General features: G+C 40.6%; 14 protein-coding genes. 13 read left to right on the forward strand and 1 reads right to left on the reverse strand.

Translation table 11 applies throughout. From position 1 onward, the window contains the following. Window positions 1-9 precede the first annotated feature (9 nt). From AOG27_RS15730 to AOG27_RS15760, 7 genes are all read left to right on the forward strand, one after another. Window positions 10-1029, forward strand: a complete 1020-nt coding sequence (locus AOG27_RS15730; protein WP_054553960.1) for an AraC family transcriptional regulator — start codon at window positions 10-12, stop codon at window positions 1027-1029. Window positions 1030-1121: 92 nt separating this feature from the next. Next, window positions 1122-2660, forward strand: a complete 1539-nt coding sequence (locus tag AOG27_RS15735) for an AMP-binding protein (RefSeq protein ID WP_054553961.1) — start codon at window positions 1122-1124, stop codon at window positions 2658-2660. A gap of 78 nt (window positions 2661-2738) precedes the next feature. Beyond that, window positions 2739-3158 (forward strand): DUF3429 domain-containing protein, encoded by a 420-nt coding sequence (locus tag AOG27_RS15740; protein WP_054553962.1) that lies wholly within the window; start codon window positions 2739-2741, stop codon window positions 3156-3158. A gap of 54 nt (window positions 3159-3212) precedes the next feature. After that, complete coding sequence (locus AOG27_RS15745; RefSeq protein WP_054553963.1) at window positions 3213-3584, forward strand: hypothetical protein; 372 nt, start codon at window positions 3213-3215, stop codon at window positions 3582-3584. Between the two features lie 4 nt (window positions 3585-3588). After that, window positions 3589-4389 carry a class I SAM-dependent methyltransferase gene (locus AOG27_RS15750; RefSeq protein ID WP_054553964.1) on the forward strand — a complete coding sequence of 267 codons (801 nt, stop codon included), beginning with the start codon at window positions 3589-3591 and terminating at the stop codon, window positions 4387-4389. Between the two features lie 2 nt (window positions 4390-4391). After that, on the forward strand, window positions 4392-5378 hold the full coding sequence (locus AOG27_RS15755; protein WP_054553965.1) for a Gfo/Idh/MocA family protein: 987 nt from the start codon (window positions 4392-4394) through the stop codon (window positions 5376-5378). A gap of 151 nt (window positions 5379-5529) precedes the next feature. After that, window positions 5530-7206 (forward strand): methyl-accepting chemotaxis protein, encoded by a 1677-nt coding sequence (locus AOG27_RS15760; RefSeq protein ID WP_054553966.1) that lies wholly within the window; start codon window positions 5530-5532, stop codon window positions 7204-7206. A gap of 36 nt (window positions 7207-7242) precedes the next feature. Here the strand turns inward: AOG27_RS15760 and AOG27_RS15765 are convergent, their stop codons facing one another. Continuing rightward, window positions 7243-9258: a TonB-dependent receptor gene (locus tag AOG27_RS15765; RefSeq protein ID WP_054554083.1), complete on the reverse strand. Its 2016-nt coding sequence runs from the start codon at window positions 9256-9258 to the stop codon at window positions 7243-7245. Window positions 9259-9701: 443 nt separating this feature from the next. Here AOG27_RS15765 and AOG27_RS15770 point away from each other — a divergent pair, with 443 nt between their 5' ends. The 6 genes from AOG27_RS15770 (at window position 9702) to AOG27_RS15795 (ending at window position 17009) form a co-directional block, all read left to right on the forward strand. Next, on the forward strand, window positions 9702-9992 hold the full coding sequence (locus AOG27_RS15770; RefSeq protein ID WP_054553967.1) for a hypothetical protein: 291 nt from the start codon (window positions 9702-9704) through the stop codon (window positions 9990-9992). After that, on the forward strand, window positions 9989-11557 hold the full coding sequence (locus AOG27_RS15775; RefSeq protein WP_054553968.1) for a PepSY-associated TM helix domain-containing protein: 1569 nt from the start codon (window positions 9989-9991) through the stop codon (window positions 11555-11557). Before AOG27_RS15770 ends, AOG27_RS15775 begins: the two co-directional genes overlap by 4 nt. A gap of 150 nt (window positions 11558-11707) precedes the next feature. After that, a complete protein-coding gene (locus AOG27_RS15780; RefSeq protein ID WP_054553969.1) occupies window positions 11708-12571 on the forward strand; it encodes an EamA family transporter in 864 nt (287 codons plus the stop codon). A 161-nt stretch (window positions 12572-12732) separates the two neighbouring features. Beyond that, window positions 12733-15072: a TonB-dependent receptor gene (locus AOG27_RS15785; protein ID WP_054553970.1), complete on the forward strand. Its 2340-nt coding sequence runs from the start codon at window positions 12733-12735 to the stop codon at window positions 15070-15072. A 42-nt stretch (window positions 15073-15114) separates the two neighbouring features. Continuing rightward, entirely contained in the window at window positions 15115-15402 is a 288-nt protein-coding gene (locus AOG27_RS15790; protein WP_054553971.1) for a hypothetical protein, read from the forward strand. Continuing rightward, window positions 15399-17009, forward strand: a complete 1611-nt coding sequence (locus AOG27_RS15795; protein WP_054553972.1) for a PepSY-associated TM helix domain-containing protein — start codon at window positions 15399-15401, stop codon at window positions 17007-17009. The genes AOG27_RS15790 and AOG27_RS15795 overlap by 4 nt, the downstream gene beginning before the upstream one ends. Window positions 17010-17121: the final 112 nt, after the last annotated feature.

The following is a 17121-nucleotide window of genomic DNA, read 5'->3' on the forward strand; positions in this document are numbered from 1 at the left end:
GAGCATACTATGCCCCGATTAACACAAGCACCTGATCTAATTAGAGTATCTGCTCTACATGGCTATATTGAGCTGATCGAAAGCAAATTGGTGAACCCTGATATACTTTTATCACACGTTGGTTTAGACAGAAAACAACTACAAGATGCCAATAGCTTTGTGCAGTATCAGCAACTCATTCAACTGTTAGAGACCACGGCGAAAGAACTAAACCTGCCCTATTTTGGGTTAGAATTAGGGCGTTGGCAAAGCTTGAACATTTTGGGCTCTGTTGGTTATTTGGTGGGTAATTGCGACACCCTTGAATTGGCACTTAAAAATTTAACTAAGTATTATCACATTCATCAAAATAGCGCTGATTTACTCCTTGAAGTAGACCAAAACTATGTAAAACTATCATTTTTAGTTCGTAGTAGCTTAAAAGTGAGTGTCTATCATGGCGCTGATCTAGCCCTAAGTGTTGGGGTTAATTTATTAAAGAAACTAACCGATGATCAAATAAAACTGCACCGTTTGGAACTTCCCCATAGTTGTAATGAAAATCCGAGTGTTTATCGCCAAGCATTAGGTCAAGTTCCTGTGTTTAATTGTGCACACACAGCAGTCGTGTTTGAAAAAAAATACCTTAAACTCGCTATTAAGAACTCAGATAAGCAGTTGTTTTCTATACTCAGCCAACAGCTTGGGCTGATTCAAAACACCAAACGTGAAAATATCTCAGATCATGTTGAAGTGATGATCAAGCAGTACTTACTACACGAGGAGTTTGGGGTAAACCTTGTAGCCGAAAAGTTATCGATGAGTACCCGTAGCTTACAGCGCCACTTAACAAAGCATGGCACAACGTTTCGTGAATTAGTCGATGATGTACGCTGTCATTTGGCACATCAATATTTAATTGAATCTAGCCTCACTTTATCAAACATATCAGATATCTTGAGCTTTTCTAATTACAGCGAATTTACTCGATCTTTTAAACGTTGGTATGGTATTCCACCTAGAGATTACCGCAAGTTTCATTCCCATTAATGGCGTAAAAAGTCAAAAACAAGTCGTTTAAAGCTAAGTTTCACGTTAACAAATTGTATATATTCATTAGTCAAACAAGCTAAGGAATAACCATGAACACACATGATAACCTCACGCAATTAATTGAGCATAGTTGTAAGACTTATGCTGACTTTCCTGCCTACACAAGTGTGGGAAGAACATTCACTTTTTCTCAAGTAGAACAACAATCTCGCTATTTAGCCCAGTGGTTTCAACAGCAAAGTGGTCTTGTTGCAGGAGACAGAATTGCTATTCAACTATCTAATATTGTTGATTACCCTATCGTAACTTATGCAGCATTTCGTGCAGGATTAATCGTAGTCAATACCAACCCGCTTTATACTGCCCGTGAAATGCTACACCAGTTTAATGATGCAGAGGTAAAAGCCATTGTTATTCTTGATGCCCTTAGCGAAAAATTAGCAACAATTATTAATGATACATCCATTAAAACCGTTATTGTTGCAGCCGCTTTAGCTGAGCCAGCATTACAAGAGAATCAATTTTCGTTAAACGAACTCATTCGCCAAGGTGAAAGACTTGCCCCTCTTGACGCTCATCAAGCAAGTCGTGACGATATTGCTGTTTTACAATACACCGGTGGTACCACAGGAGTTGCCAAAGCAGCGATGCTTAGTCATGGCAACATCTTAGCCAATGCCGAGCAAATGAATGAGCGCTTTGACAACATTTTAACGCCTGGTCAAGAAACCGGTATTTGCCCGCTTCCGCTTTATCATATATATGCCTTTACGGTGAACATGGTTAGCTTATTTGCCATGGGGCAATTTAATGTACTTATTCCAAACCCTCGTGATTTAGATGCCTTAGTTAAACAAATCGAACCTTTTGATATTAATTACTTTTCAGGGATTAACACCTTGTTTATTGGTCTGTGTATGCACCCAAGGTTTAAAGCTCTAAATTTTTCAAACCTAAAAATGACCGTGTCAGGAGGAGCAGCTTTAACGCATGCTGCAGCTGATGCGTGGATGAGCACCACAGGTTGTACAATCACAGAAGGCTATGGCTTATCAGAAACCTCGCCTGTTGTGACATTAAACGATTTTCAAAATGAAGAAATAGGCAGCATTGGTCGCCCACTATCAAACACCACCGTGGAAATTTGGGATGAAAACGACGAGCCCGTTGCAGACGGTGAGTCTGGCGAGATAGTTGTTAAAGGCCCGCAAGTAATGATGGGCTACTGGCAACGCCAAGATGAAACCGGTAAATGCATGAAACGTGGTTTTTTCAAAACCGGTGATGTGGGTCTGAAGCTACCAAGTGGTAATTACAAAATTGTAGACCGATTAAAAGACATGATTATTGTCTCTGGTTTTAACGTGTATCCTAACGAAGTTGAAAACATACTTTGTCAGCATCCGGCTATCTGCGAAGCGGCTGTTATTGGTGCAAAAGATGAAAAAACCGGTGAGCGTGTGTGTGCCTACATTACTTTAAAAGAGCAGGTTGATGAACAACAAGTGAGTGACTACTGCCGCGAAAACTTAAGTGCTTATAAGGTGCCTAAATCAATCATTTTTATGGAACAATTGCCTAAATCGACGGTTGGCAAAATTCTACGTCGAGAGTTACGTCAGCAATAAAGCGATCGTTTTAGCCGCCTAACTGGTATAAAATAACTACGAGTTATTTTATACCAGTTAGGTAGTTTAAAGGTCATTATGGAAAAGTTTATTAATCACATTCAACTTGGTTACTTAGGTTTACTGCCTTTTTTAGGCTGTGTAGGCTGGCCGCTTATAGCAGGTAGTAATGCCGTTAACTTAGACTTTTTCACTTTTTATAGCATCGCCATTTTAGCCTTTATGGCTGGCAATTTATGGCATGCAGGCCAGCAAACGCATGCTGATGCCATCAAAGCAATTATTCCTATCTTACCGATTGGCTTTTTAAGCTTTTTACCGTCAAGCTGGATACTGGCTTGGCTTGCTGCGAGCTTTTGGTTAGTGCTGTTGTTTGAGAAAAGCACACCGCAGTGGCAAACCTATCACGTTGATTATCAAAAAATGCGATTCGTTTTAACCTCGGTTGTGTTTGTATGCCACATATTTGTAATTGGCATGAATATCTATCCTGAGTAGCCCTTTTCTTGCGTTTGCGGTAACATCCGCGGCTCAGTTTTTTAAGGACTTGCTATGATAGATCAACTGCGCGCTAAACTAGATCACTTAGGTGAAAATTACGTAGAAAAAAACGCTCACTTTAAAATAAAAGTGATCCCATTTTTTTGTGCAATTCACATCAAAAAAGATCATAAAAACCAAGGCAACTTAAAGCTATACTCAAATCAGCTGATTGAAATATTTTTAGCTACCATGTTCTTGTTATTCGGCTTAATGCTTTTTGATACAGAAGCAGGTTTTACCCATGGCCCTATTCATATCGTTATTGCTGTTTTAATTAGTTTCAATCTAATTTTTAAGCAAATAGCCATAGAAGGCCTTAAAACTCGCTTAGCCCTTTGCCCTAAAATTTCAGTTGAAATAGCGCCAGAACAAGGCAAATAACCCCATGTATTTAGACCCTAGTTGGCGCATATTAACGGTAGGCGATGGTGATTTATCATTTTCACACTCTGTTGCTCGTTATATAAAACCAGCCAAGCTTGTTGCTTCAACTTATGATGATGCAAACACCATAGAACAAAAATATGCCGACAATGCACTTAGCGCCTTGCAACAACTTAATATTGAAACACTCACTGAGTTTGATGTAACAAGGCCAGACTCATGGCAGCGCTTAGATGGCGCTTGTTTCGATGTGGTTATTTTTCAATTTCCGCTGATACCTGCATTTAAAGGTGAAGCCGCATTTAAAGCACACACCCAACAAGGGGGTATGAATGTATTAAACCGTGCTTTGTTGCATCGCTACCTAGACTACGCTAGCCAGTTTGCATTAGATAAAAACGGCCCGATGTTATGTTACATCACCTCTAAAGATGTAAAACCTTACCGCGAATGGAATATTGAGGGCAGCTTAAATCAAGGGCTTAATTGCCAATACCTTGGCCAAATGCCATTCGATATTAGCGTGTTCCCGGGCTATAAAATTCGCAATGTTGATCGCGATAAACACGTTAAAGATACTAGCGGCATTACCTATGTATTTAGCGAAAAAACTAACAATGAAATTACCCCTAAGCTTAGTTTTCCTGCTTATTTAGGTGAAAAATACTGTGCATTATGCCGCGTTGGCCCTTATATGGCCCAAGAAGATGAAGACAAACATTTGTTAAGCAAAAAACATAAACAAATGGAAAAATTTGAACAGAATTGGCAAGCATGGCTTGTACAAAACAGCGAGGAGTAACCATGAACTTTGTGATTGTAGGTACCAATTTTATAAGCGATACACTACTGAGTGCAGCTAAAGAAATTGAACATTTCTCCTTATATGGTGTGTGCTCTCGAGAGCAGCAAACAGGCGAGGCTTTCCTTATAAAGCACGATGCTCAAAACGCTAAAGTGTTTACCAATATTGAGCAAGTATGCGAAGACCCATTAGTCGATGCCGTCTACATTGCTGCACCAAATAGCTTACATAAAGACTATGCTGTAATGTGTTTAAAAGCTGGTAAACATGTTTTAGGTGAAAAGCCTTCGGCTGCTAATAGCAAAGAGCTTGAGGCCATCGTTCAGGCGGCCAAAACGCATCAACGCTTATACATGGAAGCGATGATGACTACCCATTTACCAAACTTTGCACGCTTAAAAAGTGCCATGGCAAAGATTGGCACACCCCGCAAATATATTGGCCAATATAGTCAGTACTCATCGCGTTACGATAAATATAAAAACGGCGAACGCCCAAATACCTTCTTGCCAGAATTTGCTAACGGTGCATTAGTCGATTTAGGTATTTATCCGCTGTATATTTTACTCGCATTATGGGGCGCGCCTCAGAGTGTAAAAGCCAGTGGTGTGTTGCTTGAAACTGGTGTTGATGGCGCTGGCGATGTGCTTTTAAATTACGCTGATAAGCAAGCGGTGATCAGCTATTCGAAAATCTCGCAAGGCGATAATTTTACTGAAATTCAAGGTGAGAAAGGCCGAATACGTATTGAAGCGGTGTCATTATTAAAGCGCATGCAATTTATTGGTAACGATGGCACGGTTGAAGAACTGTCTGAGCCATTTGATGATCACTTTATGCGCCATGAGGTCAGCCACTTTATTCAAGCTGCGAATGCAGGACAAATTGAGTCATCTGTTAATACTCATACACTGTCAAAACAAGTTATGGCTGTACTTGATGAAGCACGAAATCAGCTTGGCGTTGTGTATCCAGCAGACCAATAAATGCATTACTCAAGGGTGGTTGACTCTGCCCTTTTCATTTTCAACATAAGCTTAAATGACCACCTCTAAATAACTTACCCGTAATTTTTATTGAAACAAAATTTTTGTACTATGGTTAATAGTACTTACTTTCAATATGAAGGGTAATACTTTGACTATACGCTTTTTACTCAGAACCGTTTTCGCAGCAACCATTACCCTTGCAGCCGGACTTCTCTTCATTATTTTATTTTTACAATCAGGCCAAGATGAGAGTATGGAGTCGGCTCAACAGCGTTATGAGCTAAGCCATCTTGCTCAGTTTTCATCTTCAAATTCGATTCGCCTTACTGAGCTTGCTCGTCAACATGTCGTAACCTTAGATCCTCGCTATGAAGTTGAATACCATCATCTTGTTGACCAAATTCAAGGAAAAGCAACTTGGCTCAATGGTCAGAAAAAAAACTATGTGCAGCGCTTAAAAACCTTTAATGTCGCTACCGATGATTTGGCTTTATTACAAAAATCCAACGATTTATCACTCAAACTAGTCGAAACAGAAGAAAAAGCATTTAGCTTAGTAAGTGATTTACTTGGTCGAGATACTAACAACTTAACCGTCAGCGAGCATAAAAGATGGGTGCAAGCTATTACGCTTTTAACCAACGATGCTTACATGGCCGAAGTTGAGAAAATTCAGCAGCCTGTAAAGGCCTTTTTAAATTCAATTGAGGAAAAAAGTGCAGCAGAGGTAAAAAATAATCATGACCGTGTGGTAACTTTAAGCCTAGTTAGCACCGCTTTAGTTCTAACCATCATTGCTACCTTGATAGTGTGTTATTGGCAATTAGAGAAAAAAGTGATTAAAGCAACTCATGCTTTAATTAATGAGGCCAGGCGTATCTCTGAAGGAGATCTCTCTCGCTATATTGACCATAAAGCTGATGATGAAATAGGCCAACTTGCGGTCAGCTTCAACATTATGGTTGATAAGCTCTCCCAGCTTCTAAAAGCAATACATAATCAATCAGAGCAAGCACAAGTGGCAGCGAAAAGTTTAGATGAAATATCACAGCAAGCTAAAACACTTAATGATATTCAAAGCCAAGCTATTGAGGTAATTTCAAGCTCAGTCTATGAAAACTCAACGGCCGTAAAAGAGGTTTCTCAAAACTGTGCAGAAGCGGCAAGCAGTGCCACCGCTGCTAATCAAAAAACCAAAGAAGGCCTACAGGTTGTCCAACAAGGGGTAAGCTCTGTTGAGTCAGTGGCCGGCACCTTAACCAAATCGCTAACAGATCTTAATCAGCTGGAAGCCTCAGTAAATGAAGTCACTGCTATTTTAAGTGTAATAAGTAACATTGCCGAACAAACTAATTTACTAGCACTGAATGCTGCAATCGAAGCCGCAAGAGCGGGTGAACAAGGCAGAGGGTTTGCAGTGGTTGCTGATGAAGTAAGAACATTGGCTAGCCGCACACAGAGCTCAACCCTTGAGATCCAAGATAAAATTGACTCATTACAATCTGCAACCAATGCAGTAACGCAAAGGATCCGTTCAAGCGATGCGCAAATTAAAGAGGCGGTGCTCAATTCAGAAAAAGTAGGCCATATGCTTGATGAAATTAGCCTTCAAGCAAAAGCGATTTCTGATGCCAATATGACCATAGCTTCTGCATCTGAGCAGCAATCTCAAGTGACCGAAGAAATAGCCCAGCGTTTAAACGAAGTCCAAGATACAAGTCGTCAGTCGCAGCAACAAACACAAAGTATTTCAGATTCTTCAAGCAAATTGGCTAACTTAGCAAATAACTTAAACGGGCAGATTAACCGCTTTAAATTGGGCTAGTCGCTGGTTCTGCTCAGCGACTAGCGATTAGTTTATTTAAAATCGGTAAGTAACAGATGCACCGATTGTTTGTGGGTTTACAACTGCAACGTAGCCTTGTGGGTAACGGCCACTAGCAGGCTCTTTTGCAGTATACGCCTCTTCATCTAAGGCGTTGTTGATGAAAGCACTGATCAGCCACTGTTCGGTATCGTAGCTCATCGATAAACGCGTAATGGTGTAATCACCTGCAACGCGCTCTTCAGTGTTCGTTAAATCGCCATAAAACTCATCAACATAATTAGCACTTAAATTTACTTTTAAACTATCAGTAAACCAGTGAGATACACCCAAACTCGCGGTTAACTCCGGCGCAGAATTTAGTTCATTGCCAACGGCTTCTGGGAACGCAATTGATTCATCTATTTTAGTTTTCAATAAACCAAAACCGCCATGTAATTGCCACTGTTCGCCCAGCATGCTGTAAGCTTCAACTTCTAAACCATAGCTATGAGCATCTTCGATATTAGTGATTTTACGCTCAGAGCTTAGCGCTTGATAACCGTTGAAGTTATTGTAAAACACGTTGGCACTAATATTAATATCGCCATTATTTAAAACGCTGCGTGAGCCAATTTCATAGGTATTAACCGTTTCTTCATCGTAGTAGTAATAATCTTCTGCGGTAAAATCAAGGGCACCGCCCCCTGCATTGTAACCACGACGAGCACTAGCAAATAAAGTCGTTTCGTCGCTAATGTCATATTGAATCGCGAGCTTTGGTAAACGCAGTGTGTGAGAGTTATCAAGTTGTTCAACCAGCATATCACCGCGAAATGCCATATTAAAATTACGTAATTGTTCTTCACGCTCAATGCGCAGACCCGCTGTTAATGTGAAATCACGACTTAAGTTAAAGCTTGTTTCACCATAAATTGCCGTCGATTTACTGCTATCGTCACCGTAATAGTTGGTTGCACCTACACTTTCAAAGTCTTGGTCGCGATCAAAATAGGCAAGACCCACAAAACCAGAGTAAAAATCATTGCTTAAACCAAAGTTCAATTTGGTATCGACAGTGATGTTACTCTCATCCATTGATACATCAGATTCTGCGCTTTCAAGTGGCTCGTATGCTTCAAAGCCCCATTTGTAATCCATATAAGCAACTAAAACATCTAACGAAAAATCATCGTTAATTTTGTAATCAACATTCACTTGCGTGGTGTCAGATTCAGTATCCATAATACGTTGATATAGTGGCTCATAATCAAATGGCTCATCCGCTAAAAAGTACTTACGACCCGAGTTACCCTCTTCACTATAAGTTGAATATGTTAGCTGTACTGATAAATCTTGGCTTGGTGTGTAAAGTAATTTAGCGCGTGTGCTACTGGTATTTAACTTGTTTAACTCACGATCAGTTGGGTTTGTTTCGTATACCGGCGGATTTGAAAATGTTTCGCCATCAACGTACTGAGTTGATAAACGAAATGCTAATACATCTTCAACTAACGCTCCTGATACCACTGCGGCAGTGTCTAGGTAGCTATCTTGGTTGCGATAACCGACGCGCACAGCGCCTTCAAAATCTTGAGTTGGCGCTTTAGTTGTCATGTAGACAGCACCCGCAATACTATTACGACCATTGCTGGTTGATTGCGGCCCTCGGTAAACCTCAATTTGTTCTACATCCCACAGACCCGTATCACCAGTTAAATCAGCTACAAACGGCTGGCTTACACCATCAATCAAGGTTGAGACACGAGCCTTTGAACCACCACTAAATGAGTTAAAGCCCGTTGCGCCACCATTACCAGACACACCTCGCATATCTGGCACCGAGCCCGTTAACACAACAACGTTCGCCATTTCTGACAGCGCTTCAGATATAGATGCAAGTTGGCCGTTTTCTAATAGCGACTTATCAACAACCGCCACTGACGACATCGTCTCTTTAAGTGACTTCTCAGTTTTTTCACCTGTAACAACAATGGTATCCATTGATTTTCGACTGTTTTGATCATCGTCGGCCCACGCTGAGCCTTGCGTAACAAGTAATGATGCAAGCATAACTTTGGTGAGTGAATTAAGTTTAAATGCTGTAGCCAATGTCCTTTCCCCGTAAGAGATTATTAGAATTAAACAAATTGCGTTTGATAAAAAACGCTAGGAAATTAACACAAGCTTAATATTATTGCAATTGAGTTTAGTTATCATTTACAATAAGGTTTAACATTTACTACAACTATAATCTCATGCTCATTTTTACTGTTACTCTGCTTATCATTTTCGCTGTCAGTATTTTATATTGCACCAGAAAACAGCAGCGATTCTTAAAAAAACCAATTAAAAAACAATGGCGATTACTTTCAATTGCGTTAACTATTTGCGCATCAATACTTGCCCTTCAACAATTCTCAGTCACAGCAGCCGTGTTCTACATCATCTTTAGTGTGATGCTAATGTTGATGCTGCTCCCTTTTGCGAGCCTGCTGCGAAGAAAAGGATAACTCATGACAAGTTCAGCTAAACGCCAACCAACTTGGTTAGGGAAAACGCTAGCAGGTGCAATTTTAGGGTTAGCACTTTCATTTATTTTCGTTGCTTTTTTTGCTTGGTATGGCCCTGGAGGCATTGATGCTCGCGATAAAGTGCAATTTAACATGTGGATGATCACGCCAGTTTGGCTAACCATTTTTAGTTTTAGTTATTTGTTCAACTCAGCAAAGCAAGCTTGGCTTGTACTTGGTGGGTTAACTGTGCTGCTTTATGGCGTATTTTTTATGCTAAGGAACGCATTATGAAAGTCAGATCGGATATTCTTCGCACCTATCAAGGAGTACACACATGGACAGGCATCATTGCAGGTTTAGTGCTATTCATAGGTTTTTATGCTGGCAGCTTGACCATGTTCAAACACGAAATCCAGCAATGGGCTGCCCCCATTCAAGCTCCTAAAGTCACCAGCTCTAATTATGACTACCAAACGCTGGTAGATACGGCAATTAATGAACATAGTGAGCAACTGGCCAAAGGTTTTAACCTCGATTTACATACCCCAAATGCACCTCTTTCGTGGTATATCAAAGGCAATGCCCGAGGCATGGAGCTTGATAAACAACTCAACTTCGCCCACTTAAATGTTAATGGCAGTTTAAACGTCAGCGTACAAACCGAAAATGAACTTGCTGATTTAGTAGACTATTTACACCGTACAGCAGGCTTCATAGGCGAAATTGGCCATGACCAATCAGGGGTGTATATTCTTGGTATTGCCTGTGTTTTGTACTTTTTAGCTTTAGTCTCTGGGGTGATAATTTTACTGCCGACATTAGTTAAAACTTTTTTTGCACTGCGAAAAGAAAAAGGGCCTAGTCGATTTTGGCTTGATAGCCATAACCTTGTCGGTATAGCCAGTTTACCATTTCATTTAGTCATTGCTTTTACCGTGGTGGTATTTGCATTTCATGATTTTATTTATGGTGGTTTAGCACAATTTTATGATGGTAAGCCGCTATTTCAGCGCCCTACGCCTGCGGCGCAAAGTTTTCATATTGAAAACTTGCCACGCATTGATGAGCAAGTACTCGCAGCGAAAAACTATGCCCCCGGCTATGAGCCAATCCATATTCACTATAGTAATTTAAATTCAGCATCACCTTCTGCGGTGTTTATGATGAGTAACAATAATGCGGTAGTGCGTGGACCAGATACTGATTACCTATTCATGAACCCGTACACACTAGAAGTGGTTAACTCAAGCTACCCGCAAGGCGAAGATGCAGTGTGGGGTAACATGGTTGCCAGTATTTTCTCACTTCATTTTGGCACCTATGGAGGAGACTGGGGTCGTTGGGGTTACTTCATTATGGGATTACTTGGCGCCTTCTTATTCTATTCAGGTAATTTATTGTGGATAGACAAACGCTTCAAAAAAAATCCTAATAAACGCAGTACCTTGTTTATGGCAAAACTCACCATTGGCGTTTGTTTAGGGTCTATGATTGCCGTTGCTTTTACACTCGTCGCTGCCAAATGGCTACCTGCATTTGTTAGCAACACAAACTACGCTACCCTATACAGTTACTATGCAGCCTTTTTTGTTTTTGTAATATATAGCTTCTTAAAACCTGTGCAAAAGGCAACCACGGTTGGGTTTTATTTACTCGCAAGTCTGTGTGCATTAATGGTGTTATCTACGCTAGTAAAACTTGCCAGCGACACCAATTCACTATTTTACTCAAGCTATTTAGTTGATATTGTCGCTGCTATTTTTGCGGCTACTTTCTTTAAAGTGGCAAAACGCCAGCAGCAAAAACAGGCCACGCAAACCATCATGCCGACCTTTGAACAAGCAGGACAAAGTTAAGCACTCTCTTTATGGGTATCAAAGCAATTTGATACCCATAATTTTGCTTTATCGAAAATCTGTGTCCGTTTAACGAAAAACATTTCTTCTCCCTCAAAACATCAGTAGAATCGCCGCAAACTTGAACTATTAACTTTCATAAGGACAGTGATGCAGCGCACCATTCCACCGTTTTTTATTGCTGTTATTTGCGTGCTTCTTGCAATGGTTACCATTCAATCTGGTGCCTCTGTTGCAAAGCAATTATTCCCTTTAATAGGCCCTGAAGGTACCACAGCACTTCGATTAGGTTTTTCAGCTGCTATTTTGTGCCTGGTTTTTAAGCCTTGGCGAGCTTTTCCGCCGATAGGGCAACGCATGCCGATCATCGTTTATGGACTGAGTTTAGGTGGCATGAATATCCTGTTCTATTACGCGATTGAGCGCATTCCTTTAGGCATTGGTGTTGCTCTGGAGTTTACTGGCCCCCTTGCTGTTGCCCTACTTTCATCTCGTAAAAAGCGCGATCTGTTTTGGGTAGCCTGCGCCATTGTTGGCATTATTTTATTGCTACCTGACATGAAAGGCGAAGACAGCCTCGATCCTGTGGGCGTGATCTTAGCCCTTGCAGCAGGTGCATGTTGGGCGTTTTATATATTGTTTGGCAAAAAAACTGGAAACCAAGGCTCTGGCGGGATGACTGTAGCCATGGGGATGAGCGTCGCCGCGATTGTGCTTGTGCCTTACGGCGCCGTTTCGCAAGGCGCTGCATTATTGAGTTGGGAAGTATTACCACTTGGTATTTTAGTGGCTATTATGTCTAGCGCGCTACCCTATACGTTAGAAATGGTGGCACTTCGCAATATGCCCGCACAAGGCTTTAGCATCATGATGAGTTTAGAGCCTGCGATCGCAGCATTGGCTGGTTTTATAATTCTCTCTGAATTTTTAAGTGTATGGCAATGGCTGGCCATTTTATTAGTGATTACCGCTTCGGTTGGCAGTTCGATGTCAACCCAACAAAACGACGAATAAACTCTCCACCTATCTTTATTTAAAGGCGCATAATGCGCCTTTTTCATTTTATTTAATCCACAAGTTTAAATTTAACTTACAAGCCATTTAAAATTGTTAATAATGAAACTTATTTGTATAATGCAAACCATTCTCATTACCATGCAAATAACGGAACTAGAATGCTTATCGTAAGAAAATCAAAGATAGCTGCAGCCATAGCGAGCTTTTTAACCCTATCATTATGTGCGCAAACAGCTTTAGCTGATGACGCTGACATTGAAAAAATTGTTGTAAAAGGGCAAAAAATAGACCGAACCTTACAAGAAACACCAGCAAGTGTTGCCGTGATAACGGGTCAAACAGTAGAGCGTGAAAACTTAAATGATTTTTACGATGTATTAGCGCGAACACCTAATACATCAGGCACCGATGGTGCTGGGTTTAATATTCGTGGAATCGATGCATTTAATGTCACTGGCGGCGGCTCTGGTGGGCTAGCAAGTGTCTATATTGATGGTGCCCCTGTCCCTTATCGAATGATGCAACAAGGCGGCTTCTCAACATGGGATGTTAGCCAAGTTGAGATATTACGAGGTCCGCAATCAACTTTGCAAGGGCGTAATTCTTTAGCAGGCGCAGTGGTAATGAAAACTCGTGATGCTATGCATGAATTTGATTTTAAAGGTCGCTTAGGGGTTGGCGAGTATGGTACACAAGAGGCCGCTGTTGCTTTTGGTGGCAGCTTAATTGAAGACGAGTTAGCATTTCGTGTTAGCGGTGAAAAACGTGACATTGATGGCTACAATACTAATGTTGCAACAGGCAAAGAATCTGACTTTGATAACAACGAATTTTATCGTGCGAAGCTGCGTTATACCCCCTCTGCATTACCTGAATTTGAAGCACAATTTAGTTTTATGCACAGCGAAAATGACAAAGGTATCGACTGGGTTATGGTTGAAAGTGGTCATCAAGACTACCCTATTAATGATATCTACAAAGACAGGTACGTATACTTAGATTCTCCGACTTATGAATGGACAGATACTGACTTATACATTTTAAACCTTGATTACGATCTTAATGATCAATGGTCATTTGCATCTATCACTACTTACTCTGACGCTGCCTATGGTTATGAGTGGGATGGTGATGCGAGTATGAATCCACCAAAATCGACTCTAACAGATGTAAGAAAAGACGAAACAAAAACACAAGAGCTACGATTTACTTATGATGGCGATAAACTTTCTGGTTTGATTGGCTTCTATTATTCAGATCTTGATGTTTTTGATAGTAGTGGTGGTGAGCGAGGCATTACATTTGCAGATTTAGGTGTGCGTTCATTATTAACTGCACCGGCTGAATTCGGTGGTCTAGGTTTACCTGCAGCATTAGCTGATCAAGTACTGCAATTTTATGCCGCAGCAGATCCTGTTTTTATTGGCCAAAACTCTGATTACATTCAAAAAGTAAAAACTAAAGCATTGTTTGCTGATTTTACTTATGAAGTTAACGACAACTGGGATATATTTGCCGGACTTCGTTACGACAAAGAAGAGCAAGCCAACGGTACAATTGCAGACATCTATATCACAGAGCAAACTCAAGCTGTACTGCCAAACCCAGAAGACTTCGCAACCAACCCTATGCTAGCCCAATTGGTAGCCAGTATTAACCAGCAGCTTTTCGCAATGACAGATGGCGCATCAGGGGATGAGCCTGTAGAGGATGCTGATTTTGACTCATGGCTACCAAAGTTAGGGGCAACATACCGCTTCAATCAAGATATTTCTACAAGCTTCACAGTACAAAAAGGCTATCGCTCAGGCGGTGTCGGCACCAATGTAGCAAAAGCGACACCATTTACTTTTGATCCTGAGTATACATGGAATTATGAACTTGCATTTCGCTCAGTCTGGTTAGATGAAAAGTTAGTAGTCAACGCCAATATTTTCTACCTTGATTGGACCGACCAACAAATTGCGGTTTATCTATCAGGTAATCAATACGATAGAGAAACTCGCAATGTCGGTAAATCACACGTTCAAGGCTTTGAAACAGAAATTAGTTATGAACTTACAAATAACCTTAACTTTTATGGTGGGTTAGGTTATTCAAAAACCAAAATTGATGAGTTTGTTACTGACGTCAATGGCTCAGACGAAGATTACCAAGGCCGTCCTTTCGCTGGGGCACCAGAGTGGACTGCACTTGTCGGCTTAGATTACTTTAACGAACAAGGTTTCGTTGCAAATATCAATGCAAGCTATACAGGAAGCTCACAACGCTTGTCTATTCCCAAAGAAACAAGTGACAGCATTTTTATTGATCCACGAAATGAAGCCTACTGGTTAGTAAATACGCGAGTTGGTTATCAATGGGATAATTATGGCGTTTATGCACTAATCGAGAATCTACTTGATGAACAATACGTTGCACTTGAACCAGCTGGTTTTAACAATCAAACATTAAGCTCACCAAGAACCGCGAGTATTCGTTTCGAAGTAAACTTTTAATAAAATGCGGCGGCTAAGGCCGCCTTTTTGAGGGGCATAAAAATGACTAAAAACCACACCTTCTCTGCAACTAAGCGGCGCCATTTTATGGCTTGTTTACTTGCCTTGCTGACTGCGATTGTAATGATCCCAGGAATGACAACATACCTTCCATTTGCGATTGAAGAACAAATACTTATTCCAATAATGTTGTTTCCTTTAATTTGGACAGCCTTGTTTATCTATGCCTATATGGCTGAAAAAGCGTGGCACCCTTTTGCATTGATGTTATTTATTTTGATAAGTCATGGTGGTCTGAGCTACTTAGCATTGACTGGGGGGCAGTCATGAAATCAATCAGCTTGAAAAAACTTTTCTTAATGCATAGCTGGGTCGGTATAGTGACTGCCATCTTGCTGTTTATTGTTTGCTTCACTGGTGCGTTAGCAGTGTTAAGCCGCCCAGAACTAAAGATTTGGGCAAATCCAGAGCTACATCAACTCAGTACACTTCCAAGCGAAAAAATCACAGATATAATAAATACATACCATAAAACTGTACCGAAAGAGTTTGGCGAAAATATTCATGTGTATTTACCAACGGGGCACAATACACATTTACTAACCGTATTGTTTGAATCACACCATGGAGATGAAAACTACAGCGAAGCGGCTGCTTATGCTTATCAGTTTGATCCGCGTAATTATCAATTAGTGAATGAATACTATGGGGCAACGAGTTACTTTTACGAACACAGAAAAACAGATGCCCCATCATTTATCGGGCATTTTCATGCAGACCTACATTTAAGTAGGCCTATAGGCTTAATTTTAACCGGATTCTTAGGGTTAACGTTGCTTGTTTCTACAGTGACTGGTTTATTTATACATCGACAATTTTTTAAGGAGCTATTCACATTTAGGCGCAAAAAACCGCTTGATGTCATTATTAACGATGGCCATAAAATTATGGGGATTTGGGGCAGCTTATTCCATGCAGTCATTGGTTTTACAGGTGCTTTTTTAGGGCTTGCTACCGTTATTTTGCTACCCGCAGCGGCATTTGTTAGCTTTGGCGGCGATCAAGAGAAATTGATTGAAAAGTTCACCGCCATTCCAGAACCCATTATCAGCGAACAATTTCAAGCCACAGATATAAATGCTATTTTGCTAGATGCACAAGTACGCTACCCAAAAGCAAAGATAATTGATCTCACTATAATGGCGCATAATGATGCAAATGCAGAAGTCTACATGCGACTAATTGGTGGTGAGCAAGTGGCTTCACAATTGTTGAAATACCATGGCTCTGGTGAATTTGTAAAATCAATGAGCAGTTTTGGCGATATACCAGGGGCATCAATTAAAGTACTAGAGTTATTGTTTCCGCTTCATTTTGGTAATTTTGCAGGCGTGTTTGTTAAATTAGTTTGGGTATTGCTAGGGCTGAGCACTGCGTTGTTACCGCTCTCAGGTATGATGATGTGGCTTGCCAAACGCAGCCGGGGCAATAACCCCACACTCAGTCAACAAGCGTATCAGCGCTGGAACAGAGTTATCATTGGTACTTGCGGTGGCCTTGTATTAGCGTGTGCTATTTTATTCCCTGCTCAAATACTATTAAATAACCTGGTCGATAGTACCTTGCATAACAAGGTATTTGCTCCATTATTCTTTTATAGCTGGTTAGTATGGTCTTTATTGGCTCTATTACCGTTAAACTATCAGCGTTTTTTACAAATCACGCTTATTGTCATTGGTGTAGCATGTTCGGCCATCTTACCTCTTAATCTAATACTTTCATCTAGTCACGCTTTTAGCGCAGCTAACCTGTTAGTGAGTGTCGTTGATATGAGCTTTTTTGTAATCGGCGTTACCGTGTTATATGGCGCTTTTTGTAAAGTGAATATTCAAGATATCTCTAAAACGAAAAAGTTAGAACGGGAGTTAACAGTATGAACTTACTTCTCCTTATTGCCGCAATAATATTACTTTTAGGTAGTAATTTACTGCTTAGAAGCACAATAAGAACCTATAACCTCTTATCACCGTGTTTACTAATTATTGCAAC

This window comes from Pseudoalteromonas lipolytica (assembly GCF_001306915.1).
Lineage (GTDB): Bacteria > Pseudomonadota > Gammaproteobacteria > Enterobacterales > Alteromonadaceae > Pseudoalteromonas > Pseudoalteromonas simplex.